This is a genomic window from Psychrobacter sp. DAB_AL32B (assembly GCF_002224105.1).
Taxonomy (GTDB): Bacteria; Pseudomonadota; Gammaproteobacteria; order Pseudomonadales; family Moraxellaceae; genus Psychrobacter.
Genome location: NZ_NEXU01000090.1, coordinates 1 through 22,821, shown reverse-complemented (window position 1 = coordinate 22,821; position 22,821 = coordinate 1). Strand labels below are relative to the sequence as shown.

The following is a 22,821-nucleotide window of genomic DNA, read 5'->3' as shown; positions in this document are numbered from 1 at the left end:
CGGGGATAAGTTTTTCGAAGCCTTTAGAGTGTGGAGCGCCCAGCAAGCGAGGAAAAACCATCTCAGCAAAGCGCTATTTATTGAACCCTATAATTACAAGCCACTTATAAGAAGCTAACAGCCACGCATAACCGAGTAACAAATAACACTTAAGCTAACCTATTTTCTAAACAATAATTTTGCAAATTTGTCCATTTTTGAGGAAATATCATGTCAGTACTAACCCCTTCATATAAGAAGCATAATAAGTTAGCCCTATTCACCGCTATGACGGCAGCGATGCTAATCACGTCTGGCTGCCAATCAATGAAAACCGCTAATGCGACCAACCAGCCTACTACCACCGTACAAGGTCAAAACGCTGAGCAACCCAAAAAGCTTGAGAGCTTTAATATCACTGGTAAAATTGGCGTCACAACACCTGGCAATGACACAACCGGCACCCAAGGCGGTAGTGCGTTTTATGCGTGGGGCCAACAAAACGATCGCTTTGCCATTGAGCTCATCGGTGCGCTAGGTATTGGTAAAACTAATATCGAATACAACGGTCAATCAGCGACTTTGGTTAGCGAAAAAACTGGTACGTTGACCGCGGATGACCCTGAAACGCTACTGAAAAAAGCCACCGGCTGGCAAGCGCCAATTTCACAAATGCCTTATTGGGTATCTGGTCGCCCAGCACCTTCAGATAGCGCGCCGCAACTCGACGCACAAAACCGTTTAATTAGTTCGGTCAATGGTGAGTGGCAAGCGAGCTTTAGTTATAAAGGCACAGATAAACTACCGAACAAAATCAGCGCTGTTCAATCGCAAGGCAATAAAGTCGTCATGACGATTGACCATCAAAAATAATAGCGCCAAATACGCCAAGTAGATTTGATTGCTGTATCTAATAACAATTTATAAAAACGGGTGTTTGCGTTTGAAAATTGTACCTGAGAATTGTGACGATCATTTATGACTAAAAACGCTGCTACCGCATCAGTTATCACGCGCTTATCACCGGCAAAAATTAATCTATTTTTACATATCACTGGTAAACGTGCCGATGGCTATCATGATTTGCAAACCGTCTTTCGTCTGCTTAATTGGGGCGATTATCTGCATTTTTCGGTCGCAGATAAAGCAATAATCACTATTGATAGCGTAACAGGTAATAGTGCAGCCAATGTTAATAGCCTGTGTGGTCAACTACTAACGTTGGCTGGTGCAGAAGCTATAACCAGCAGCATAGAAGACAATTTAATCTTTAAAGCGGCTCGCACCCTACTGGCAGCTGCCATAGACTCAAATAAGCTGCCTGATCAACTGCCGTCAGTACAAGTGACTTTAGATAAGCACTTGCCAATGGGCGCAGGCTTGGGCGGTGGCTCATCCAATGCCGCTACAACATTGATGACGTTGAATAAGATTTGGCAGCTTAATTTTACTCACAATAAACTAATAAAAATCGGTACTAAAGTGGGCGCGGACGTGCCAATCTTTATCTTTGGGCAAGATGCGATTGCGATGGGTATTGGTGAGGAGTTGACTGCCATTGATTTGCCGGATCAGCAATATTTGGTACTGACACCAAATGCTCACGTGAATACTGCTAAGCTTTTCGCGCATCCCAAACTACAACGAGATATCGCTCCGTTATCTATTGAAACCATTAAAAATCAGTCCAATGATTATGTACAACATTTGGATTCACCTTATCAAAATGTCTTTACGCCAGTAGTAACCAGTCTTGCTCCAGCCGTCGATAAAGCATTACGATATTTACAAAGGCTAGAAAAAGAAGCGTTAGGGACAGCTCGTATGACTGGCTCAGGCAGCGCAGTATTTTTGCCATTGGATGTGAGTGTGGTTAATGATAAGGCACTTTTAGCAAAATGGATTGCAGATGCGCCTTGTGCAGGATATGTGGTGAAGAATTTGTAGGGTCATATTTAAGAGGTACGTACCCTTTCTGTGCGCTGAGCGCACCCTACTCAAACTCTAAAGTCAGTTGGTATTACTATGAACCATTCACATCTCAATAAGAGTGTAATAGCAGCCACGTTTTTTGTTTGCCTGTCATCAAGTTTGACTGGGTGTACATCACTATCCAAATCTCATGATGAATCTAATTCTAATCGCTTGTCTGATAATATAGTTTTGCCACAGAAACTAGAGATAATAGCGAAAGATGACTCTCAAAAGATGGCCATTTCTCAGCAAGACTCTAAAGTCAGCTCACCTGCTGAACTATTCACTTATGCAACTACTCTTTCAATGCGCGAGATCAATTTTGTTTTAAAAGGCAAATATGTTATTAAAAATAACTGCTTATACTTTGTCAAAAATAACAATGAATATCTTAGTCCTATTTTTTATCCAGATAGAGTCGTTCTTTTTGAGAATGAACAAGTCATTTCTCTAAATGGAACAAAAGTTAAACTCGGTGAGGAAGTTGTTACGAGTGGTAGAATTCAAGAACGTATAGGTCATTACTATTTACGAAAAGGTGATATTGTTGTTGAAGACCCAGAGAATACAGCTTGTTTGACAGAACCCACGGTGTTTATGAGTGGTAGAGTGGTGAATCCTCTAGTCTAAATCAACCTCGTATAGCATCAATTTGCGATTCAAAAACTTAATAAAAAATATCTATTCACTATAATAGTAGTTATTCAATTCACGCTAATTCAATTAGTTTCGAATAAAAGCCATTAAAAGCCGTAAATGACTTGCAAAAGCTGAATATTTATTTATAATAGGTCGCCTCAATAGGGGTATAGCCAAGTTGGTAAGGCATCAGGTTTTGATCCTGACATCCGTTGGTTCGAGTCCAGCTACCCCTGCCATTTTTAAGCTAAAAGCGTTTGATGTGTGCTTATTATAAGCAGTTTATAGATAGCCGCTTATCGTATTGACATTGACAATGTTATCCCAGTTTCGGTATAGTTCGCAATGAGCACCGTTAGGGAAAAGTTATGTTTTAAACGGTTTATCCGTTTATCAGATAACGAACAGGTCGTGACGCTATTCTAAGAATGACTGTTAGTAAAGTTACGATTAGATATCGACGTACACAGCCTAGACATTACAGGGGTATAGCCAAGTTGGTAAGGCATCAGGTTTTGATCCTGACATCCGTTGGTTCGAGTCCAGCTACCCCTGCCATTTTTTACTGTAATAGTAGTCATCAATAGTTTTCCATACTCTTTTCTGAATTTGAGCAGTTTGACACTGCTTAGCGGTCGCTGCTTGAGTCAATCAATAGGACTTCTGTCATGCCTTATTTGGCGATTTTTACGGGTAATGCCCACCCTGAATTAGCAAAAACCGTAGCCGATCATCTTCATATACCTCTTGGTAAAGCTGACATCACGCGTTTTTCTGATGGCGAAATTGCCGTGGAAATCAAAGAACACGTACGCGGTAAAGACGTGTTTATCATGCAGCCTACTTGTGCACCGACCAACGACAATTTGATGGAAATCATGATGATGGCTGACGCTTTGCGTCGCTCTAGTGCTGGTCGTATCACAGCTGTTATGCCTTATTTTGGCTATGCGCGTCAAGACCGTCGTCCACGCTCAGCTCGTGTACCTATCTCGGCTAAAGTCGTCGCTGATATGCTAAACATCGTCAGTATCGATCGCGTGATGACCGTTGATTTGCACTCAGATCAGATTCAAGGCTTCTTTGATATCCCAGTAGATAACATCTACGGCACGCCTGTATTACTCAACGACCTACAAAAACAAGATTATGACAACATCATGGTCGTCTCTCCTGACGTTGGCGGTGTCGTACGTGCGCGCGCCATGGCTAAGCAGTTAGGCGATACCGACATGGCGATTATTGATAAACGTCGTGCCCGTGCCAATGAATCACAAGTCATGCATATCATCGGTGATGTCCGTGATCGTGATTGCGTGATTGTTGATGATATGGTCGATACCGCAGGGACGCTATGTAAAGCTGCCGAAGCACTCAAAGCAAATGGTGCACGCCGCGTAGTGGCTTATATCACTCACCCTGTGTTATCTGGTAATGCGCTGCAAAACATTAGTGAGTCGGCATTGGATGAGATTGTCGTTACTGATACCATCCCATTATCTGACGCTGCCAAAGCTTGTAGCAAAATTCGTCAAGTCAGCATCGCGCCAATGTTGGCTGAAAGCTTACGTCGTATCAATAACGAAGAATCTATCAGCGCGATGTTTGATGCTTAAGCGTTATGGTCGATTAAAGATAAAGCGCCAAGTTTAGATACTTGGCGTTTTTTTTTGCTTAATAGTCTTGCGCTGTTATTTGTATCGGTGTTTTGCATAAGTGTCTTGCATAGCGATTTTGCGTAGGTCTTTATTATTGTTAAAGAATCACGTATAATGCGCGCCTGTATTCATCATTAGCTAACCTCTATTATTTTAGGTGTTTTTATACTTAGCGACATGATTTATACTTTCTAAAGTATTGATTATCCAGTGGTAGACTGGTCGCAAGTCTATTATTGCTGGTAGATACTTCACATACTCTCTATAGGATTATATCCATGGCTATTGATCATTTTGCAATCAACGCGGTTGACCGCTCTGCTGAACAACAAGGTAAAGGTGCGAGCCGCCGCCTACGTAAGCAGAACCTAGTTCCTGCTATCATTTATGGTGGCGGTGAAGAACCAACGGCTATCTCAATCAAAATCAACGAGCTAGTAAAGTCACTTGAATATGAAGCCTTCTTTTCACAAATTTTGACCATCACGACCGATAAAGGCGATGAGCATCAAGTTGTTATCAAAGATCTACAACGCCATCCTGCTAAAGGTTTCCCAATGCATGCTGACTTCCAGCGCATTGTGAAAGGTCAGAAAATCAACATGAACATTCCTGTACATTTCACTGGTCGTGAAGAAGCGCCTGGTACGAAAGCTAGTGGTATTCTATCAACGCTAGTAACTGAGATCGAAATCGTTTGCCTACCATCACAGCTACCTGAATATCTAGAAATAGATGTATCTGGTATGGAAATTGGTGATCTTTTCCGTCTATCAGACATCAAACTACCTGAAGGCGTTATCATCTTTGATCTTGATATGGAAGATGCACACGACCGTACGATCGTTAACATGCAGGCTCCAACGGTTGAAGAAGTTGACGAAGATACTGAAGTTGATGCAGCTGAAGTACCTGCTACTGCACAAAGTGATAGTGCAGCTGAAGATAAAGACGGCAAATAATAAACAACCTCTATATAGCGACCTATCGTCTACTATGTAATACAAGGTTTGTTTAGTCAAAAAAATAGCAGGTGATGCATATCTCCTGCTGTTTTTGTAAGTAAGGTTTGAGAAATCCGATGCATGCTATTCAATAAATAGCACCATCATCACAAACCTTACCACTCATTTATTATAGTCAAGCAGGGTATTTTTATGGCCATAAAGCTTATTGTCGGTCTTGGTAATCCGGGTCAGGAGTATATGTTTACGCGCCATAATGCAGGATTTTGGTTCGTTCACCATTTGGCTCAGCAGTTTAATATTACCCTCGCCCCCGACAAAAAATTCCACGGGGTGACAGGACGCGGGCAAATTCATGGCTCTGATGTGCGTCTGTTGATGCCGCTGACCTTTATGAATAAATCGGGTCAGTCGGTTGTGCCCATGGTTAATTTTTATGGCATTGATAATGACGAGTTATTAATCGCCCATGATGAGCTTGATATTCCAGCTGGTAGCATCAAACTCAAAACCGACGGTGGTCATGGCGGTCATAATGGTCTGCGTGACATCACCCCGCATATCGGCAACGACTTTCATCGTCTGCGTGTGGGTATTGGTCATCCGGGTCACAAATCTAAAGTCAGTGGACATGTCCTCTCGAAAGCCTCACCAGATGAGCAAATTGCCATTGATAGCGCATTGACGGCCGCTTTTGAAGCCCTACCGCTATTACTAGAAGGTGATGTCGAAAAGGCACGTTCGCAAATTAATGGCTTTAAGTTGCTTGATTAAAACGCCTGAATAAAATAGCTATTTAAGCAAAACAGCCTTTTATTTTAACAAGTCAATCCCCATTAACACTTTGATTTGACTCATTTATATCAGTTACACTAAGGAAGCAACCTATGCTACTTAATATGCTCAAGTGCAAACTACATCGCGCCCGTGTTACTCATGCTGAGCTGCACTACGAAGGTTCATGCGGTATTGACGGTGATTTATTAGACCTTGCCGGTCTACGTGAAAACGAATCTATCGACATCTATAATGTCACCAATGGTAAGCGCTTTCGCACCTACGCTATCCGCGCTGAAGCTGGCTCAGGTATTATCTCCTTAAACGGTGCAGCGGCTCACATGGCTGACTTAGGTGATATCGTCATCATCTGTGCTTACGCGCATTTTGATGAAGTTGAAGCGTCAACATATCAGCCAAAACTGGTCTATTGCAACGAGGACAACAGCGTTAAAGACACGGCGAATATTATTCCTGTACAAGTGGCGTAATAGCCTTATTCGTACCGGCCTTCAATTTGCTTACTTTTATAAATAGTATTTTTATATTTGTCAGCAGCTGACTTATTTGTATATACCGTTAACGTCGAGCTGATTGAATCTGTAATTTTAATAGAAAAGCTGAATCTAAATAGGTTCAGCTTTTTTTATATCCATAGATGCGTTTAAATCCATAAGGAAAATTATCGATGGGGCTGGCAGTCATCGCAGTATTGATTGGTCTGACTATTTTGGTTTGGAGTGCCGATGTCTTTATTGAGGGCGCGACCACACTAACAAACCATCTACGCGTTCCCAATTTTCTTGTCGGTGTCGTCATTTTAGGCTTGGGAACGTCAGCACCCGAGATGGTAGTATCTGTATTAGCAGCGCTACAAGGCAGCCCTGAGCTGGCATTAGGGAACGCCTATGGCTCTAATATCATGAACATTGCCTTAGTATTGGGAATCACAGCACTTATCAGCCCCATTATCATTCACAGTAGCATCGTCAAACGCGACTTGCCGCTATTACTTGTCATTACCATACTGGCAGCATGGCAGCTGCGCGATGGGCAACTCAGTCAGACAGACGGTGTCCTGCTATTGCTAGGATTGTTAGCGGTATTAACTTTTCAGATAATTGTCGGTTTGCGTGAGGGGAAGAGTACAACAGAAAATAGAGACAATATAGATAATAGCAAAGCTGAAACCGCTGGTTTATCTCGCGGTTTGGCAAGCTTAGTAATTGGCATGTCGATATTGGTATTAAGCTCACGCGCTATCGTCTGGGGCGCGGTCGAACTTGCAACCTATTGGGGGCTGAGCGAACTGATTATTGGTTTAACGATTGTTGCAGTTGGTACGTCATTGCCTGAATTGGTTGCCAGCTTATCAGCGGCCCGTAAGGGTGAGCATGATATGGCATTGGGCAATATTATTGGCTCTAATACCTTTAATACCTTGGGAGTAGTAGGACTTGCAGCGCTCATCGCCCCTATTCAAGCCGACCCAATTATTTTGTCACGCGATGTTTTGGCGATGGGGCTGCTGACCACGTTATTGGTTGTGCTTTCTGTATTGGCTTTTATCAGCAAACGCCAACTTGGGCATATTTCGGGTTCTATATTGCTACTATTTTTCATCGGTTATACGGTATTACTGGCAAAAACTTTTAATCTATAGATTAGAATGGCGGCTATTTGCCTTGCTTGCGGTTTCTAATCACTCGCCATAGCCCATCATTTTCTGTTTTTGGCATTTTTAAAGTAATGCTATTCGATAACATGTCTTGCACCGCGAGGCCGCGAGAGTTAAACAGGCAAAACGCATAGTTAAAGACAAAGCCCAAAAACGCACTGGTTAATAAGATAGCGCGCGAGCCACCAATAACACTACCAATGATGCCAAATATAATCGGCATCATACTGGCTGCCAAAATCCGCTTAAATGATTGCCCCCAGCTCAGCAACTGACCATTACTATTGACCGTCTTTAAGCGCCACGTCTGCATACCCAATGTCTGACCACCACGACGCCAAAACAAACCATAAAAACCGACCAGCGTCAGTATAAGAGACGGCGTCATAATAAAGTTTTGATACCAAGTTGGCAGCGACTGGGCTTGTGATGATTCTGTACCTGCATTCATGGTCAATAGCGTACCAATAACGGTCAGCACGGTACCGACCAAGAACAATAATGCTAAAATTAACATGCCATCATAAAGAATAGCCGCCATACGGGTACCTGGTTTGGCAATCGCGAGCTCCTCAATCTCAGAGGCATGATGTACTTTATTTTTAGCAGCAAATTTGGAGGGACGTTTAGGGAGACTCTTTGACATGGTACAAGCTCATAGCCAGCAGTGAATAATGGCTCTATTGTACCGTAATTGTGCTCATTATCGTATACTATCCAGCGCTGATGTTTACACCATAAAATCATAAACAGCAGACATAAAAAAACCGCCAAATTGTCATAAGACAGGCGATTGATTTAGTAAAAAAGTGATGATGTAAAATGGTGCGCTTGGAGAGATTCGAACTCCCGACCCCTTAGTTCGTAGCCAAGTGCTCTATCCAACTGAGCTACAAGCGCGTACTTTACACATCATTTACTACGCGGTAAATAACTTTGTAGTAAATTAGGTTGGTAATTATATAGATTATATTGCCAGTGTCAAGACATTTTAATCATTAAAATATAATATTTTTATTTTAACGATTAAAGCAGTTCAACAACGTTAAATTGCATTACAACTCTACTAATAAACCGAATAAATGGCGGTGAAGGAGGGATTCGAACCCTCGATACGCTTACACGTATGGTTCCTTAGCAGGGAACTGGTTTCAGCCACTCACCCACTTCACCGAACGATTTAAGACGCTTATCAAAATATTTTTATAAAAAATACTTCTTTAAACACGGTATCAATGCTAGTGATACGTCTTATGCCGTGGGCGGTATTATAGCAAAGCCCAAACGAATTGCAAGCATTGTCTGCCTTTTTAAGCATCCTTTTTTCATAATTAACAATTTATAGGACTTTATGGATTTTTTAGTAGTGGATGGCTATAGTATTCGCTACTCATTATAGAATATATAAAAGGATTTGTTATGCGGCCAGTTGTGTTGTGTTTTTCGGGGTTAGATCCATCCGGTGGGGCTGGATTACAAGCGGATATTGAAGCCATCGGGCAAGCAGGTGCTCATACTGCCATCGCCTGTACAGCGATTACCGTACAAAGCTCGCAGCAGGTCATTGGCTTTGAGGCGTGTGCAGCAAGCTTAGTAAGAGATCAAGCCATGGCAGTGCTCAATGATTTGCCTGTTGCCGTTATCAAATCGGGCATGCTTGGTACGACTGATAATATCGCCATGCTAACTCACTTATTTGCCGAGCAGGTTATCACTGCTGGCACACCTTTTGTTTTAGACCCGGTATTGGTTGCCAATAGCGGTGGCAGCTTAGGCGATGAGCAAACTTTGGTCACTGCATTTAGAAAGCTGTTGCCGTATGCCACTTTAATCACGCCAAACACCCATGAGCTACGCGCCTTAAGCGCGGAGCAAGACTTGCATACAGGTGCGCAAAAATTATGCGCCCAAGGTACTCATGCCGTATTGGTTAAAACCTCACATGATTTTGATAGTGGTGATATCGAGCAGTATTTATATATAAAAGGCGAGATGGTACATAAAAGTATTTTGACACGCTTAGATGGCGAGTTTCATGGCTCTGGCTGTTCGCTAGCAAGCTTTATTGCTGGACGCTTGGCAATGGGTGACGCGCTTATCGATGCAGTCAAGGCAGCAGATAGCTGGATTACTCAAACACTGCGTGCCGCTGATGCGCCGCACCCTGATGATACTAAAGCGCAATTGATACCTAATAGATTTGTCCACTTTTAATCTACTTGTTTTTTCTATTAATCAATACAGTCGATTCACTGAAGAAAAAGTCATAGCAGCAAAGTATTGTTATCAGCATAGTGCTGTTAATAATGACGTTCTTTTATATTGAACGGACTATAAATGACAAATACAAAAAAGGCGCTCTAACTTAAGCTAGAGCGCCTTTTTATTACTGATTTTTTATTCAAACTTTCTTAAAATTATTAACTCAACTAGCTTAGCCCAACATCGGCATAAAGCTTGATGCCAAACCACCGATAAAAATCTCAAGTAGATAGAAGGCAAAAAAGGCAATCATCGGTGATAAATCAATCATACCTAAGTTTGGTGTAATACGGCGAAATGGCGCTAAAATTGGCTCGGCCAAATTGATAATGATACCGATAATAGGATGCTCAGATCTGGTAAATACTACAATCCAGCTGACGATGATGGAACCAATCACCAAGTAGCGGCACATGCGTAAAAAGTCTAAAACCAAGCTAATAGTACCGGTAAAAAACAGCGGTACAGGACCAATACCTTTATGCGTTAATGCTGCTTTTCCTGCAATATCAATCAGCCGAATCAAAAACATCAGCACGATGGCGGCAATACTGATACGACCTTGTCCGACGGTTGGAAAAATACGTCCAAAGACATCGACAATATGGGTCGCTTTATAAGCAGGCGCAATCATAGGATTGCTGGCGTCCATCCCTGCAAACTGTAGCATAAAACGAATAAATACCAACATCATGGCGAAAGTGGTGACCAAATCAAAAATTTGCAATAACATGTTGTTCATGAAGTGCTACTCAATGTGACATTATTAACGGATTTTAGGATGACGAATGTCATTATCAGGCATTTACTATTAACAATCAGAGGCAGCATTTTATGAAAATACTGCCTCTGATATAGAGATGACTATTTACTCATCTCTTCACTTAACGCTTGGCTGCGATCGTAGCAAGCTTGCATGGCCTCACTAATTTGACGACCAATGTCATTGGCTTGCATCGACTCAATCGCGGCTTGGGTAGTACCATTTGGTGAGGTAACTTTGCGACGTAGCTCAGCGGGTGCATCTTCACTATCCATCGCCATTTTTGCCGCGCCTAGCATGGTTTGCATCGCGAGTGCTGACGCTTGCTCTTTATCCAACCCTAAAGCCACTGCCCCATCAACCATCGATTCGATAATGTAGAACATATAAGCAGGGGCTGAACCTGAAACTGCCGTTACTGCGTGCATGTGCTCTTCGTTATCGACCCACATCACCAGCCCTGACGCTTCCATGACGGCCGTTGCTAATTGTTTTTGCTCAGCAGAGATAGCATCAGTACCATAAAGACCTGTGGCACCCATTTGAATCATCGCCGGCGTATTTGGCATTGCACGCACGATATTGCCATAGCCACCTAGCATGCCAGATAACATCTCGGTCGATAACCCTGCCGCTACCGAAATCACCAACTGCTTGTCCAAAACATCAGCAAAATCACTGACCACCGCTTTCATCACTTGCGGTTTTACTGCAAGCACCACAATGTCAGCATCGATAACAGCAGCAGTGGCATCCTTCGTTGGATCAACGGTATTTAACCCTTTAGCAGAAAGTTGCTCACGCGCATCGCTACTAGGTTCGGCGACCGTAATCAGACTCGGCTTGATACCGCAGCTCACAAGCCCGCTAATCAAAGCCTGCGCCATATTCCCGCCACCGATAAAGCTGATTTTTTTATTATCCAATACTGACATAGATATCTCCTACTGAAAAAACTCAAAGGTGTTCAAACTAACATAACGATAGGTAAAATGACACTCAGTTTACCATAATGCTACTAGCCCCGTTTAATAAATTCATGACTGGAACAACGGTCTGAAGCTCACTATAAGTATTTCAGCACGGTCATTAAATCAGCATAAATATATTAATTTTTAAAGGGTTTGATTAAAAATTATATTGCTTTTGATACTTTCAGCAAGCGGTTTGTTATTGCTATAAACACTCGAATGATCAGCGCTTAACACCCAATTTTCAAAGGGCAAAAGTAACAATAAAGGCAACTCTAGAGGTATTTCATCTTTTGTATTCATAAATACAAGAGTCACGACCATCAAACTCTCGCGTAACCATAGTGGAATACCCAAGGTTTGATATAGCTTTTTACCAGATTGCGGGCGCGACGCCAGTGCCGTTTGCAAGCGCTGCTTACGATCTAATGGCGCTATTTTTAGTACTGTCCTAAGCGCAATCTCACCTTTATCATTATCATTATCATTATCATTATCATTGTTTAATAGTTGCGCCAACGCATTTGGCATAATCTGCAACTGCCAAGTAAGGTTTTGGCTGCTACGTACCGTAATGGATACAGGCTTACTATCACGCAAATTAGTGCCAGTTAAATTAGTCTCAAACAAGGCAGTATTAGACAACGTCTGCGTTTGCTCTACAAGTGGGATTTTAAGCCATGTTAGCCATTCATTACTGAGCCGATAAAGCTGTTCACGGTAGCGGCGAATAGTATAGGACTGTTTGCGACCTTGCCAAAAAAGCGCCGTTTGATGATCATGATCATGACGTTGACTCAAACTTAATACATCATCGATAAGCTGCTTAGCAGGCGGTAATGGTTCATCTTGACCTAACCAATAGTGCAATAATTGGCGTTGGCGATAAAGTGGCAACTGTTGTAGCTTATCAATATTTAGAACGCGCTGAGCAGACAACAGTTGTAATGATGCCGCCTCTGTCTGCTGTAAATCTTCTGCTGCTTGTGCATTAACCGTTAATTGCGCATCGCTTAGTAGCTGCGCACTACGAGCAATATTATCAATAACATTGGGATTGTATTTTGCCAATACCGGCATGATGTCACGGCGCAGTCCGCTACGGACATTATCACCGCCATCATTGGTCGGGTCATCGATATACGGTAGTTTTAAGCTCTTAGCATAGGTGCTAATACTGGTGCGCTGTATGGTAAGCCAAGGTCGCCATAATACGATGCGATGCGCGCCCTGCGTTTGTACACGCCACGCCTGCATACCCGATAGACCATTAGCACCTGCGCCTTGAATTAGGCGCATTAATACGGTTTCCGTTTGGTCGTCAGCATGATGGGCTAACAATAAAACATCGTCTTGATTGAGTTGCGCGCGCATAACATCATAGCGAGCTTGTCTTGCTGCTTGCTCATCATGACCGTTTACTTGCGCATGTAAAATATGGCATGGTATCTTTTGAGCCTCTGCCCAATTAGCAACATGCATTGCCCAAGCGCCACTATTCGCCTGCAAGCCATGATTAACATGCAGTAGTTGCGGTAAAAACGGCAACTTACCTTGCCAATATAACTGCACACACAGCGCTGCAAGTGCTAATGAATCACGCCCACCACTACAGGCCAGCCAAATTCGGCGACCGTGTAGCTTTTCGCCATACTCAGCTAGACTGTTTAATAACGCTTTTGCCAAATTATCATCAATCGACAGATCAGCGATTGGCTCAATAGGATATGGAAGAATTGCGCTGCTGCTCATCATTAGCCTTATTTATTTGATTACTATCGTTAAAGCACTTCAAACGATACAGTGCTGCTGCTATAAATTAACGAATACATAGGTTAATAAACACAAAAAAACGCGCCATTAAATGACACGTTTTTATTTTAACATTAAGCGCAAACCTCTAGTGCTAAAAGCTACTCACTAGCTATTTAGAATGACAGAGCACTAGCAAGGCAACATCACTTCTGAGTTAAAAGATTTGAACTTCTCATAACGCAGCTCACAACGATCGTACGCATCTAAATTCTCAAGCTCATTCAATTGCTCAACGAGTAATGCTTTTAGCGCATTCATCACGGGCTGTGGTTGAATGTGGGCGCCCTCGCCTTCGTCGATAACCGCATCAATCAAACCCATTTCATATAGATTGATGGCATTTAATTTTAATGCTTCACTGGCATCTTGCGCTTTTTCAGCCGTTTTCCATAGGATGGAAGCACAACCTTCAGGAGAGATAACCGAATAAATGCTGTTTTGTAGCATATTTACCTTATCGCCAACGCCAATCGCCAACGCCCCACCTGAGCCACCTTCGCCAATGATGGTGACAATGATAGGGACTTTGAGGCTTGAAAATACAGCGATGCTCTCGGCGATAGCCTGCGCTTGTCCACGCTCTTCGGCACCGATACCAGGATAGGCGCCTTGAGTATCGACAAAGGTCATGACTGGAATATTAAAACGCTCAGCCATTTTGACCAAACGAATGATTTTGCGATAGCCTTCAGGATTGGCCATACCAAAGTTATGGGCGATACGCTCGCGCGTACTGCGACCACGGTGTTGGCCAACGACCATCACTGGCATACCATTTAGGCGTGCAAGTCCACCAAGGATTGCCTTGTCATCAGCAAAAGCACGGTCGCCATGCAACTCATCAAATTCGGTAAACAGCTGATTCACATAGTCCATAAACAATGGACGTTTGGCATGCCGTGCAAGCTGAACGCTATCCCAGACGGTACTCATAGACGCTTCCCTTTCATAATTATGTTTAATAGAGTTATGTTTAATAGAGTTATGTTTAATAATGGCATCGTTATCGCTTTTAGGATAATGAAAGTACAGTTGTAAACTCAATAAAAACTATAATAGCACATCTTATATGCCATAACATTACCGACAACGCAGCTTTTGTTACGTTAGTTTTAGCCAAATAACGATTAAATCGCTCATGAGTTTCAGCCTATATTGGTTTCACCCTATAAATCTTTAAACCTCAATGACGCTCAGCTTAATGCCCCATTTAGCAAATTGTTCAATTTCAGTATACAAATCTGATAATAAAAAAGCATAGTGCTCACTACTATCGGCAACCGTTATTTCCCAACGGTGCTCATCGACTACTTTTAGCGTTAATGCTGGTAATTCATACTCACTGCGACTGTGGTGCGCCAGTACGGCTAAACGTAGCAGTAGACAGAGATAAACCAGCTGATCGCCGCCAATCACACAAGTCTGCTCCAACATATCAGCTTTAAGCTTACGCCGATGATTGAGCATCAACTGCGCCATACGTTTTTGATCGACTTGCGAAAACCCTGGAATGTCAGAATATTCCATCAAATAGGCGCTGTGTTTATGATAGCTACTATGAGCAATCGCCAGCCCTATTTCGTGTAAAAAAGCGGCCCGCCTGAGTAGATCACCATCTTCGGTGCTGAGCCCAAGTTTTTCTTGAACTTGTTCAAAGAGAATACGACTGGTTTTGACCACTTGCTTAGCCTGCTTTTTATCACCTGAGTAGCGCTTAATCAGCGCCAGCACGCTACGGTCACGCACATCTTCGCTAGCAAAGCGTCCGAGCATGTCATACATGACCCCTTCGCGTAGCGCGCCATCCGAGTAAGTAATGGTCTCAACGCCCAGCACCTTCATGACTGCCCTTAAAACCGCAACGCCTGCTGGGAATACCGCTTTACGGTGCTCTTTGACCCCTTCTAAATCGATATCATCGACGTTGCCAATTTTCAGCAGTAATTTTTCTAACTTTTTAACCCCTTTATAAGTGATGCGTTCTTGCTCATCGGCCCAGCCTTTAGAGACAAGGACATTACGCACCGCTTTAATCGTACCACTTGAGCCAATGACACTACTCCAGCCCACTTTTTGGTAGCGACCATTAATCGCAAGCACTTCTTTACGCGCACCTGAGATTGCATTATGAAAGGCTTCTTTGGTAATCATTCCGTCAGCAAAATACTTCTGGGTAAAAGCGACACAACCCATCTGTAAGCTCTCGGTCAATAGCGGGTCAAACTCTTGACCAATGATAAATTCTGTCGAACCACCTCCGATATCAATGACCAAACGCTTGTCACTACTGGCATTGGTGTGCGAGACGCCCAAATAAATCAAACGCGCCTCTTCTCGTCCCGCAATAATTTCAATGGGCTTGGGTAAAATCTTATTCGCACGATCAATAAAATCATTGGCATTTTTGGCTTGGCGTAAAGCGTTGGTCGCGACAATACGAATACGCTCAGGAGGCACCGAGTCTAAACGAGCCACAAAGCGGCTTAGACATTCAAGACCGCGCTTTTCAGCAGCAGCACCTAAAATATTATGCTCATCCAAGCCTGCCGCTAACTGCACCTTTTCAGACATAGAAACTACTTTTCGCACCTCACCATGGTCGAGACGAGCAATGGCTAGGTGAAAACTGTTGGAGCCAATATCAATGGCTGCCATCATTTCATCTTCGGCGAGTGGTGGGTTTTTTAGGTAGTCTTTGGGCATAAGAGAAGTCGTTACCATGTTAGATAAAAAAATAGAGTATTTAAAAGATATCGTGCTTTTAAAATAGAGCATCTACTAGATAAAAAAGTAATAACACTCAGGAATTAAAAACATCAAACCGATATAAATTCGCAATGAAAGAGAGATATTAATATCAATAACCCTGTATCGCTCTTAAATAGAATCAATTATATCGCAATTTTTGCCATTAAAGCATTTATGCCAAACGCTGGCAAGTAAGCGGCTACCATAGCTAAACACTGGTTAGGAATTGATTAAACCGTTGTTAAATAAGAAAGCCTCAATTCACTTCTAGCACTTGTTTTACCAGTAGCAGTTTGCTACATTAAAAATTCCATATATTGTAATAAAGAACAAGCACTTACACGTGACAATAATGGTGTATGCCATAAAAAACCATTCCCATTTTGCCTTATAGACCCATCACGGACTGATGAGAAATAACCAGCAAGGAAGCCAAAACCATGAACCAGACCATGAATCAGACGATCACCCAAAAATCGCCAGCCAAGACTACAATCGCTGAGGAAGTTAGTAATAGCACGCTTGTAAAAGTAAACAACCCAGCCACACAGAAATTTTATGATTTTTATTTGGATGAACATCAAAATATGGCGTGCCGTCGGCTGCATTTTGCGGGTAGTAGCTTTGGTTTAATAGGACTCGCAAAATCTATTAAGAATCGCTCAGCAAAACCATTGCTTAAAGGTATTGCTGCAGGATACGCCTGTGCTTGGGTTGGACATTTTTTCTTTGAAAAGAACAAACCGGCCTCTTTTAAATTTCCATTAAAAAGTTTTGCCAGCGATTTTCGTATGTATGGAGATGTGCTGCGCGGTCATTTGAGTTTAAAAGACAGGAAACTCGATAAGGTACGATAAAATAAGACCTATATTTATTTTTAATAAAAAAACCAGCATGATTTCTCATACTGGTTTTTTTAAGCGTCTGAGTTTTAAATAAACTCGTTACGCCTTTGCCATTTCTGTAAATATCTCATCCGCTGCTTTAATAGATGCTTCGATATCTGCATCGCTATGCTTGATAGACATAAAGCCTGCTTCATAAGCAGACGGTGCCAGATAAATACCACGATCGAGCATACCGTGGAAGAAGGTATTAAATACCTCCATATCACACTCTGTTACTTCATCGAAATTTTTTGGTGCGGCAGTTTCATTGTCTTTAACAAAGAACATCCCAAACATACCACCCAATTTATTGGTGCGTAGGTTAATGCCATGTTTGTCAGCAGCCGCTTGAATACCGTCGATTAGCTGGTCAACTTTAGCTGATAGCTCATCATAAAAGCCATCTACGGTTAAGTCTTCAAACATCGCGATACCAGCACGCATCGCTAGTGGATTACCGGATAACGTACCTGCTTGATAAACACCACCCAGTGGCGCGATACAAGACATCACATCCTTTTTACCACCAAAGGCACCAACCGGCAAGCCAGCGCCAATAATTTTACCAAAGCAGGTCAAATCAGGGTCAATACCAAAGTGCGCTTGTGCACCGCCAAGTCCAACACGAAAGCCTGTCATCACTTCATCAAAAACCAATACTGCTCCATTCGCCGTACACTCTGCGCGCAACGTATCATGGAATTCTTGGGTAGGGATGACCATGTTCATGTTGCCAGCGATTGGCTCAACGATAACACAGGCAATCTCTTCGCCCCATTTCTCAAAGCAATCTTTTATCGCTTGTGGGTCATTGTAGCGAAGGGTAATAGTGTGCTTAGCGAAGTCTGCTGGCACACCTTTGGACGTTGGCTCGCCGATATCGAGCATGCCTGAGCCAGCTTTTACCAACAAGCTGTCTGAATGCCCATGATAGCAGCCTTCGAACTTGATGATTTTATCACGTCCGGTATAGCCGCGTGCCAAACGGATGGCGCTCATGGTCGCTTCCGTGCCCGAGCTGGTCATGCGAATCATCTCAACGCTTGGGACGATTTCACAAATTTTATCAGCAACGGTCGTTTCAAACGGTGTTGGCGTCCCAAAGCTTAGCCCATCGTCAGCGGCTTTTTTGACCGCATCAATAACTTTTGGATGGGCATGACCCAAAATCATCGGACCCCAAGAGCCAACATAATCAATATAAGCATTGTCTTCGGTATCATAAATCTTGCTACCATTAGCGCGGTGCATAAAAATTGGTGTGCCACCGACGCCAGCAAAGGCACGGACTGGCGAGTTTACGCCACCGGGAATATGTTTGCGCGCTTGGGCAAAAAGTTGTTCGTTTTTAGTGCTCATAATTATTCTCTATTTATTATTTCTTTAATATTGGTTCTTTAGTATTTTATATCGCTGATTGAATATTGTTGATCAAACAATTAGATGCAACCACGTTTAAGCTGAATAATTTAAGCCTTTTTAACAACAGAAGACTTAAGCTTCATCGGGCCAAAGCCATCAAGTTTGCAGTCGATATCATGACCATCAGATGCATCAGAAAGTAGGCGAATATTTTTTGCCTTTGTACCAACTTTTATAATGGTTGAAGAGCCTTTAACTTTTAAGTCTTTAATGACAGTAACGGTATCGCCATCTTGTAATTCATTACCGACTGCATCACGAATGACCGCATCTTGGTCTTCAGCTTGCGCGACATCGGTCTCTGACGCTGTCCATTCATGAGCGCACATCGGGCATACCAGTAACGCGCCATCTTCATACGTATATTCAGCATCACATTTCGGACAATTTGGTAAGCTCATAATTCCCTCGGCAGCCATCATAAATTAGGTTTATTGTAGAGCCTATATTGTACCGTAACTCGCTACCTTTAACCAATTTGTGCGCTTGAAAACCAATCGCTCTACCCAATTTAATGAGAATAGTCAGCTGAACGATGACGTTTTTTATGACGGTGTTTTTTGTGGTACTCTTCTTAACCTCATTTAATTTTATAGCTGCTTATTTGGCATAAAAATCTGACGCATTATTTTTTGACGCTTATTCTTAACATTTACTTTTAACCTTTAGTAATTTATAAAAAACCTCTTATTAGAAGGATAATAACAATGACACAAACTATCAATGCAGCAGCATTACCACAATTTTCTCAAATGACCATCCAAGGCGAGGATGCCGAAAAATTCTTACAAGGACAGTTAACTTGTGATGTCACCAAGCTCGGACTTAGCTATCAGGCAGCGGCCATCGGTAACTTAAAAGGTCGGATTGAATTTGGACTTTGGATAAAGAAACAGGCCGAAAAGCAATATGATGTGGTTATCAGTGCTGATTGCGCTGAGGCTTTACAAGGACACTTAAAAAAATTCGGCGCATTTTCAAAGTTTGATACCAGTGCACCAACGCCGATTTATCCTTGCGTGCTCGATAATGTACCGACCTTTAGCCATCAAGATGACCACAATACGCCAGAAAATACCCAAGCTTGGATGCAATCTAGTATCGCAGTCGGTAACTATTGGATAGTCGCAGCCACCCAAGGCGAGTTCCAACCACAAGAGCTGCGCCTACATCAGCGCGGTGGTATGGACTACGATAAAGGCTGTTATTTGGGTCAAGAAGTTATCGCCCGTATTTACTTTAAGTCGGCTCCTAAAGCATTTTTGCACTATGTAAAAGGAACAAGTGTTAAATGTTCAGGTGACGTGCCAGCAGCTGGTGACAAGCTAGAAAAAATTCAGGTGGTTAATGCTATCGCCAATGCAGAAGGCTTTGAAGCATTAGTCGTCGCCCGTCCTGAACACCTTGCTGATAGTGATTTAACCATACTAGAATTACCACCAGCTCTACAAGCTGATGTCGCCCGTCCCAAATAGAAAGCGCTTAATGATATAAACCTAGCAGGGATTTTTATGACCCATATTGCGGTACTCGGAGCAGGCGTGGTGGGCGTGACCACCGCATGGTATCTTCGCCAAGCAGGCTATGATGTAACCGTGATTGAACGCGAATCTGCCGCTGGCATGCAAACCTCCTTTGCCAATGGCGGGCAGATATCCGTCTCGCATGCCACGCCTTGGGCAAACCCTACGACCCCGATGAAGGCACTCAAATGGTTATTTAGAGAAGATGCGCCGCTGCTTTATCGCTTGCGGGCAGATAAGGCGCAACTTAAATGGGCGATGCAATTCTTGCAAGAGTGCCGCGCCGATCGTGCTGATGCGAACTTGGTGCAAATGGTACGCTTGGGTCTGTATTCAAGAGATACTTTGCAGCAGCTGCGTGCTGATATCGGTATTAATTATGAGCAGCAAACGCGCGGTATTATGCACTTTTATACCAATCAAGCTGAGTTTGATGCCGCCATTGCCCCAACGGAGCGTATGCAAGCGCTTGGCTGCGAGCGTTATGTGATTGACATTAATAATGCCGTCAGTCTTGAGCCAGCACTTTACCCCATTGCTCATAAACTCACGGGTGCAACTTATACCAGCCGTGATGAGTCAGGCAATGCGCACTTATTTACCCAGCGTTTAGCAGAGTACTGCATAAAAGCTGGCGTTAATTTTTTATACGATACTGAGATTTTAGCCGTCAATGCGGATGCTCACTCTGCTCATCCGCACGTACATAGTATTACCATTCGACCCAAGGGCGAAAACGCACAAACCTTTACTGCTGATAGTTATGTATTGGCACTTGGTAGTTATAGTGTAGCGCTGATGAAGCCACTCAATATGCATCTGCCTATTTTCCCTGCTAAAGGTTATTCTGCGACCTATCAAGTCAATCCACGAGCACCGCATTTAGCGCCCTTTGTTAGCTTGATTGATGATGAGTTTAAGCTAGTGACCTCGCGTCTTGGTGATAAATTGCGGGTAGCAGGGACGGCAGAATTTAATGGTTATAATCTAGACTTAAATAGCACACGCTGTGAAGCCATCACTCGCCGTGTGCAGCAATTATTTCCTAAAGGCATCATTGCCAACTCGGTGCAATATTGGACAGGATTGCGGCCAATGACGCCATCGAATGTCCCGTTAATCGGGCGCGCCCATATGGGACACATGCGGCATGGCAGCCACAATGTGCAAGCAACTTTTGATAATTTATGGCTCAATACTGGTCATGGTACGCTTGGCTGGACGCATGCTTGCGGCTCGGCAAAGGCTATTAGTTTATTGATACAAGGTGAAACACCAGCAGTCGATTTTGACTTTGTTGGTATAATTAGCTCACTATAAAAAGAATATATTATTACTGGTATGAACTTTTCGAAGCCTCTATCTGACGCCAGTGCACAGCAAGTGAGAAAAATTTATACCAGCAGAATATTGTGATGATCGTATGTATTTTATTTTGAACTTACTATATCTAGGTTCAGTCTTAAACAGATGATAGGCATAAAAAAGGTGCTTAATATATATAGTAAGCGCCTTTAGCATCGATATTAAAACTTATAGTTTATGACAGGGTTATGCAGCACTGCTGGGTTCAGCGTCAGAATTGGTTGTGTGTAAATCACTAATATCTAAATCGGCAGCTTCTAAATTAATGTCTTCTGGCTCAACTGCCTCTAATTGCACTGGTACACCGTTCACAGCAGCATTACTACTCAGCCGATCGATTAACGTATCATCCGTTAGATCATTAACACTGACGCCTGCATGCGCTTGAGCAATCTTTTGCTTGACGCCTTTACGACCATGTCCAAAACCATGCGGAATACTCACTACCCCCGGCATCAGCTCATCAGTAATTTCTGCTGCGATAACCACGCTACCGACGCGCGATGTTACTTTGACATCTTGCCCATCTTCGATGCCATATTGAGCAGCCGTCTCAGGATGCAGCATCAAGGTGCAACGAGGCTTACCTTTGACCAAGCGATAACTATTGTGCAACCACGAATTATTACTGCGGACATGGCGACGACCTATCAATAAAACCTGACTGTCATCGTAATCTTGCATCATTACTTGCACACGCACCAAATCCGCTTGATAAAAATTAACATTGAGATGAATCAGTTTATCTTTATGCTTTAAAGCTTCTGGCAACATAGTTTTGAGCGGCCCTAAATCAACACCATGAGGGTTTTTCTTCAATTTCTTAAGGCTCATACCAGCATAAGGTCCACGCCTCAATCCTTGATCAAGCACAAATTTTGGTCCTAACTGCTTTATCACTAGGCGCTCAGCTTTGGTCGCTACTGACACTTTTTTATCCAAGCGCTTTGCTAGCTCTAAATAAATCTGCCAGTCATGTTTTTCATTTTTCTTCTTACTAAATAACGCTGGTGAATATTTAGCGACGTTATGTACCGCAAAGTTATTAAAAGTAAAGTCATAATGGTCGCGCTCAAGCGGTGATACTGGCGGCAAAATGATGTTGGCATGGCGGCTCGTTTCATTGACAAAATAGTCAATGGCAACCATAAAATCTAGCTGGGCAAAAGCTTTATCTAATTTTTCACCATTGGGCGTACTCAAAACAGGGTTTCACGCGACGCTAATAAATCCTTTTAATTGCCCCTCACCTGCTACCAACATCTCGTCGCTCATAGCAACGACTGGATAATCGCCATTAAAATCAGGGAGCTTACTCACTCGGCTATGGCGTTTACCTAAATAGCCTGGGCCAGAATTATTCACCATATCGAGCGCAGGATTTGGGAACATCAA

The 22,821-nt window shown here is 42.9% G+C and carries 22 protein-coding genes and 4 tRNA genes; 14 read left to right on the top strand and 12 right to left on the bottom strand.

The genetic code is table 11. The features are described from left to right. Positions 1 to 210 precede the first annotated feature (210 nt). The 10 genes from lolB to CAN34_RS10960 all read left to right on the top strand — a co-directional run bounded on the left by lolB (position 211) and on the right by CAN34_RS10960 (position 7,655). The gene (lolB, locus tag CAN34_RS11005) at positions 211 to 852 is read left to right on the top strand and encodes a lipoprotein insertase outer membrane protein LolB (RefSeq protein ID WP_089555694.1); all 642 of its coding nucleotides are present in this window, start codon (positions 211 to 213) and stop codon (positions 850 to 852) included. A 105-nt stretch (positions 853 to 957) separates the two neighbouring features. Beyond that, positions 958 to 1,926, top strand: coding sequence for a 4-(cytidine 5'-diphospho)-2-C-methyl-D-erythritol kinase (gene ispE, locus CAN34_RS11000; RefSeq protein ID WP_089555693.1), 969 nt, complete (start codon positions 958 to 960; stop codon positions 1,924 to 1,926). 78 nt (positions 1,927 to 2,004) lie between these two features. Further along, on the top strand, positions 2,005 to 2,583 hold the full coding sequence (locus tag CAN34_RS10995; RefSeq protein ID WP_089555692.1) for a hypothetical protein: 579 nt from the start codon (positions 2,005 to 2,007) through the stop codon (positions 2,581 to 2,583). Positions 2,584 to 2,755: 172 nt separating this feature from the next. Then, positions 2,756 to 2,831 (top strand) — tRNA-Gln (locus tag CAN34_RS10990). 243 nt (positions 2,832 to 3,074) lie between these two features. Then, positions 3,075 to 3,150 (top strand) — tRNA-Gln (locus CAN34_RS10985). A 110-nt stretch (positions 3,151 to 3,260) separates the two neighbouring features. After that, positions 3,261 to 4,208 (top strand): ribose-phosphate pyrophosphokinase, encoded by a 948-nt coding sequence (locus tag CAN34_RS10980; protein ID WP_079690680.1) that lies wholly within the window; start codon positions 3,261 to 3,263, stop codon positions 4,206 to 4,208. A 320-nt stretch (positions 4,209 to 4,528) separates the two neighbouring features. Further along, entirely contained in the window at positions 4,529 to 5,212 is a 684-nt protein-coding gene (locus tag CAN34_RS10975; RefSeq protein ID WP_079690679.1) for a 50S ribosomal protein L25/general stress protein Ctc, read from the top strand. Between the two features lie 195 nt (positions 5,213 to 5,407). Then, positions 5,408 to 5,989: an aminoacyl-tRNA hydrolase gene (gene pth, locus CAN34_RS10970; protein WP_079690678.1), complete on the top strand. Its 582-nt coding sequence runs from the start codon at positions 5,408 to 5,410 to the stop codon at positions 5,987 to 5,989. Between the two features lie 113 nt (positions 5,990 to 6,102). Then, entirely contained in the window at positions 6,103 to 6,483 is a 381-nt protein-coding gene (gene panD / locus CAN34_RS10965) for an aspartate 1-decarboxylase (RefSeq protein ID WP_079690677.1), read from the top strand. Between the two features lie 197 nt (positions 6,484 to 6,680). Then, a complete protein-coding gene (locus CAN34_RS10960; protein WP_089555691.1) occupies positions 6,681 to 7,655 on the top strand; it encodes a calcium/sodium antiporter in 975 nt (324 codons plus the stop codon). A gap of 13 nt (positions 7,656 to 7,668) precedes the next feature. Here the strand turns inward: CAN34_RS10960 and CAN34_RS10955 are convergent, their stop codons facing one another. From CAN34_RS10955 to CAN34_RS10945, 3 genes are all read right to left on the bottom strand, one after another. Beyond that, positions 7,669 to 8,316: an RDD family protein gene (locus CAN34_RS10955; protein WP_089555690.1), complete on the bottom strand. Its 648-nt coding sequence runs from the start codon at positions 8,314 to 8,316 to the stop codon at positions 7,669 to 7,671. A 177-nt stretch (positions 8,317 to 8,493) separates the two neighbouring features. Continuing rightward, positions 8,494 to 8,570, bottom strand: a tRNA-Arg gene (locus CAN34_RS10950). Positions 8,571 to 8,753: 183 nt separating this feature from the next. Then, positions 8,754 to 8,843 (bottom strand) — tRNA-Ser (locus CAN34_RS10945). A 246-nt stretch (positions 8,844 to 9,089) separates the two neighbouring features. On the opposite strand from CAN34_RS10945, the gene CAN34_RS10940 reads away from it, so the two are divergent. Continuing rightward, positions 9,090 to 9,884: a hydroxymethylpyrimidine/phosphomethylpyrimidine kinase gene (locus CAN34_RS10940; protein ID WP_089555689.1), complete on the top strand. Its 795-nt coding sequence runs from the start codon at positions 9,090 to 9,092 to the stop codon at positions 9,882 to 9,884. A gap of 220 nt (positions 9,885 to 10,104) precedes the next feature. Here CAN34_RS10940 and CAN34_RS10935 read toward each other — a convergent pair whose 3' ends face one another. The 5 genes from CAN34_RS10935 to ppx all read right to left on the bottom strand — a co-directional run bounded on the left by CAN34_RS10935 (position 10,105) and on the right by ppx (position 16,184). Further along, positions 10,105 to 10,674, bottom strand: coding sequence for a YggT family protein (locus tag CAN34_RS10935; RefSeq protein WP_089555688.1), 570 nt, complete (start codon positions 10,672 to 10,674; stop codon positions 10,105 to 10,107). A gap of 122 nt (positions 10,675 to 10,796) precedes the next feature. Next, positions 10,797 to 11,630: a pyrroline-5-carboxylate reductase gene (gene proC / locus CAN34_RS10930; protein ID WP_089555687.1), complete on the bottom strand. Its 834-nt coding sequence runs from the start codon at positions 11,628 to 11,630 to the stop codon at positions 10,797 to 10,799. 180 nt (positions 11,631 to 11,810) lie between these two features. Next, the gene (gene tilS, locus CAN34_RS10925) at positions 11,811 to 13,418 is read right to left on the bottom strand and encodes a tRNA lysidine(34) synthetase TilS (RefSeq protein WP_089555686.1); all 1,608 of its coding nucleotides are present in this window, start codon (positions 13,416 to 13,418) and stop codon (positions 11,811 to 11,813) included. A 192-nt stretch (positions 13,419 to 13,610) separates the two neighbouring features. Further along, the gene (locus tag CAN34_RS10920; protein WP_302476521.1) at positions 13,611 to 14,444 is read right to left on the bottom strand and encodes an acetyl-CoA carboxylase carboxyltransferase subunit alpha; all 834 of its coding nucleotides are present in this window, start codon (positions 14,442 to 14,444) and stop codon (positions 13,611 to 13,613) included. Between the two features lie 213 nt (positions 14,445 to 14,657). After that, positions 14,658 to 16,184, bottom strand: coding sequence for an exopolyphosphatase (ppx, locus tag CAN34_RS10915; protein ID WP_089555684.1), 1,527 nt, complete (start codon positions 16,182 to 16,184; stop codon positions 14,658 to 14,660). Between the two features lie 497 nt (positions 16,185 to 16,681). Here ppx and CAN34_RS10910 point away from each other — a divergent pair, with 497 nt between their 5' ends. Further along, complete coding sequence (locus CAN34_RS10910; RefSeq protein WP_089555710.1) at positions 16,682 to 17,086, top strand: DUF962 domain-containing protein; 405 nt, start codon at positions 16,682 to 16,684, stop codon at positions 17,084 to 17,086. A gap of 87 nt (positions 17,087 to 17,173) precedes the next feature. On the opposite strand, the gene hemL is transcribed toward CAN34_RS10910, so the two are convergent. Both hemL and CAN34_RS10900 read right to left on the bottom strand, forming a co-directional pair. After that, positions 17,174 to 18,475, bottom strand: a complete 1,302-nt coding sequence (hemL, locus tag CAN34_RS10905; protein WP_089555683.1) for a glutamate-1-semialdehyde 2,1-aminomutase — start codon at positions 18,473 to 18,475, stop codon at positions 17,174 to 17,176. Between the two features lie 110 nt (positions 18,476 to 18,585). Beyond that, positions 18,586 to 18,939, bottom strand: a complete 354-nt coding sequence (locus tag CAN34_RS10900) for a zinc ribbon domain-containing protein YjdM (RefSeq protein WP_089555709.1) — start codon at positions 18,937 to 18,939, stop codon at positions 18,586 to 18,588. Positions 18,940 to 19,245: 306 nt separating this feature from the next. On the opposite strand from CAN34_RS10900, the gene CAN34_RS10895 reads away from it, so the two are divergent. Both CAN34_RS10895 and CAN34_RS10890 read left to right on the top strand, forming a co-directional pair. Then, positions 19,246 to 20,013, top strand: a complete 768-nt coding sequence (locus CAN34_RS10895) for a folate-binding protein YgfZ (RefSeq protein WP_089555682.1) — start codon at positions 19,246 to 19,248, stop codon at positions 20,011 to 20,013. 36 nt (positions 20,014 to 20,049) lie between these two features. Continuing rightward, positions 20,050 to 21,381: a D-amino acid dehydrogenase gene (locus tag CAN34_RS10890; RefSeq protein WP_089555681.1), complete on the top strand. Its 1,332-nt coding sequence runs from the start codon at positions 20,050 to 20,052 to the stop codon at positions 21,379 to 21,381. A gap of 231 nt (positions 21,382 to 21,612) precedes the next feature. Here the strand turns inward: CAN34_RS10890 and CAN34_RS10885 are convergent, their stop codons facing one another. Then, the gene (locus tag CAN34_RS10885) at positions 21,613 to 22,629 is read right to left on the bottom strand and encodes a molybdopterin oxidoreductase family protein (RefSeq protein WP_254423171.1); all 1,017 of its coding nucleotides are present in this window, start codon (positions 22,627 to 22,629) and stop codon (positions 21,613 to 21,615) included. 9 nt (positions 22,630 to 22,638) lie between these two features. Continuing rightward, the coding region (locus CAN34_RS14530) for a hypothetical protein (protein WP_254423170.1) at positions 22,639 to 22,821 on the bottom strand (183 nt) is incomplete at its 5' end.

Excerpts from the sequence above, each read along its gene's own strand:
- lolB (WP_089555694.1), top strand. The coding sequence starts at position 211 with ATGTCAGTACTAACCCCTTCATATAAGAAGCATAATAAGTTAGCCCTA.
- ispE (WP_089555693.1), top strand. The coding sequence starts at position 958 with ATGACTAAAAACGCTGCTACCGCATCAGTTATCACGCGCTTATCACCG.
- CAN34_RS10995 (WP_089555692.1), top strand. The coding sequence starts at position 2,005 with ATGAACCATTCACATCTCAATAAGAGTGTAATAGCAGCCACGTTTTTT.
- CAN34_RS10980 (WP_079690680.1), top strand. The coding sequence starts at position 3,261 with ATGCCTTATTTGGCGATTTTTACGGGTAATGCCCACCCTGAATTAGCA.
- CAN34_RS10975 (WP_079690679.1), top strand. The coding sequence starts at position 4,529 with ATGGCTATTGATCATTTTGCAATCAACGCGGTTGACCGCTCTGCTGAA.
- pth (WP_079690678.1), top strand. The coding sequence starts at position 5,408 with ATGGCCATAAAGCTTATTGTCGGTCTTGGTAATCCGGGTCAGGAGTAT.
- panD (WP_079690677.1), top strand. The coding sequence starts at position 6,103 with ATGCTACTTAATATGCTCAAGTGCAAACTACATCGCGCCCGTGTTACT.
- CAN34_RS10960 (WP_089555691.1), top strand. The coding sequence starts at position 6,681 with ATGGGGCTGGCAGTCATCGCAGTATTGATTGGTCTGACTATTTTGGTT.
- CAN34_RS10955 (WP_089555690.1), bottom strand. The coding sequence starts at position 8,316 with ATGTCAAAGAGTCTCCCTAAACGTCCCTCCAAATTTGCTGCTAAAAAT.
- CAN34_RS10940 (WP_089555689.1), top strand. The coding sequence starts at position 9,090 with ATGCGGCCAGTTGTGTTGTGTTTTTCGGGGTTAGATCCATCCGGTGGG.
- CAN34_RS10935 (WP_089555688.1), bottom strand. The coding sequence starts at position 10,674 with ATGAACAACATGTTATTGCAAATTTTTGATTTGGTCACCACTTTCGCC.
- proC (WP_089555687.1), bottom strand. The coding sequence starts at position 11,630 with ATGTCAGTATTGGATAATAAAAAAATCAGCTTTATCGGTGGCGGGAAT.
- tilS (WP_089555686.1), bottom strand. The coding sequence starts at position 13,418 with ATGAGCAGCAGCGCAATTCTTCCATATCCTATTGAGCCAATCGCTGAT.
- ppx (WP_089555684.1), bottom strand. The coding sequence starts at position 16,184 with ATGCCCAAAGACTACCTAAAAAACCCACCACTCGCCGAAGATGAAATG.
- CAN34_RS10910 (WP_089555710.1), top strand. The coding sequence starts at position 16,682 with ATGAATCAGACGATCACCCAAAAATCGCCAGCCAAGACTACAATCGCT.
- hemL (WP_089555683.1), bottom strand. The coding sequence starts at position 18,475 with ATGAGCACTAAAAACGAACAACTTTTTGCCCAAGCGCGCAAACATATT.
- CAN34_RS10900 (WP_089555709.1), bottom strand. The coding sequence starts at position 18,939 with ATGAGCTTACCAAATTGTCCGAAATGTGATGCTGAATATACGTATGAA.
- CAN34_RS10895 (WP_089555682.1), top strand. The coding sequence starts at position 19,246 with ATGACACAAACTATCAATGCAGCAGCATTACCACAATTTTCTCAAATG.
- CAN34_RS10890 (WP_089555681.1), top strand. The coding sequence starts at position 20,050 with ATGACCCATATTGCGGTACTCGGAGCAGGCGTGGTGGGCGTGACCACC.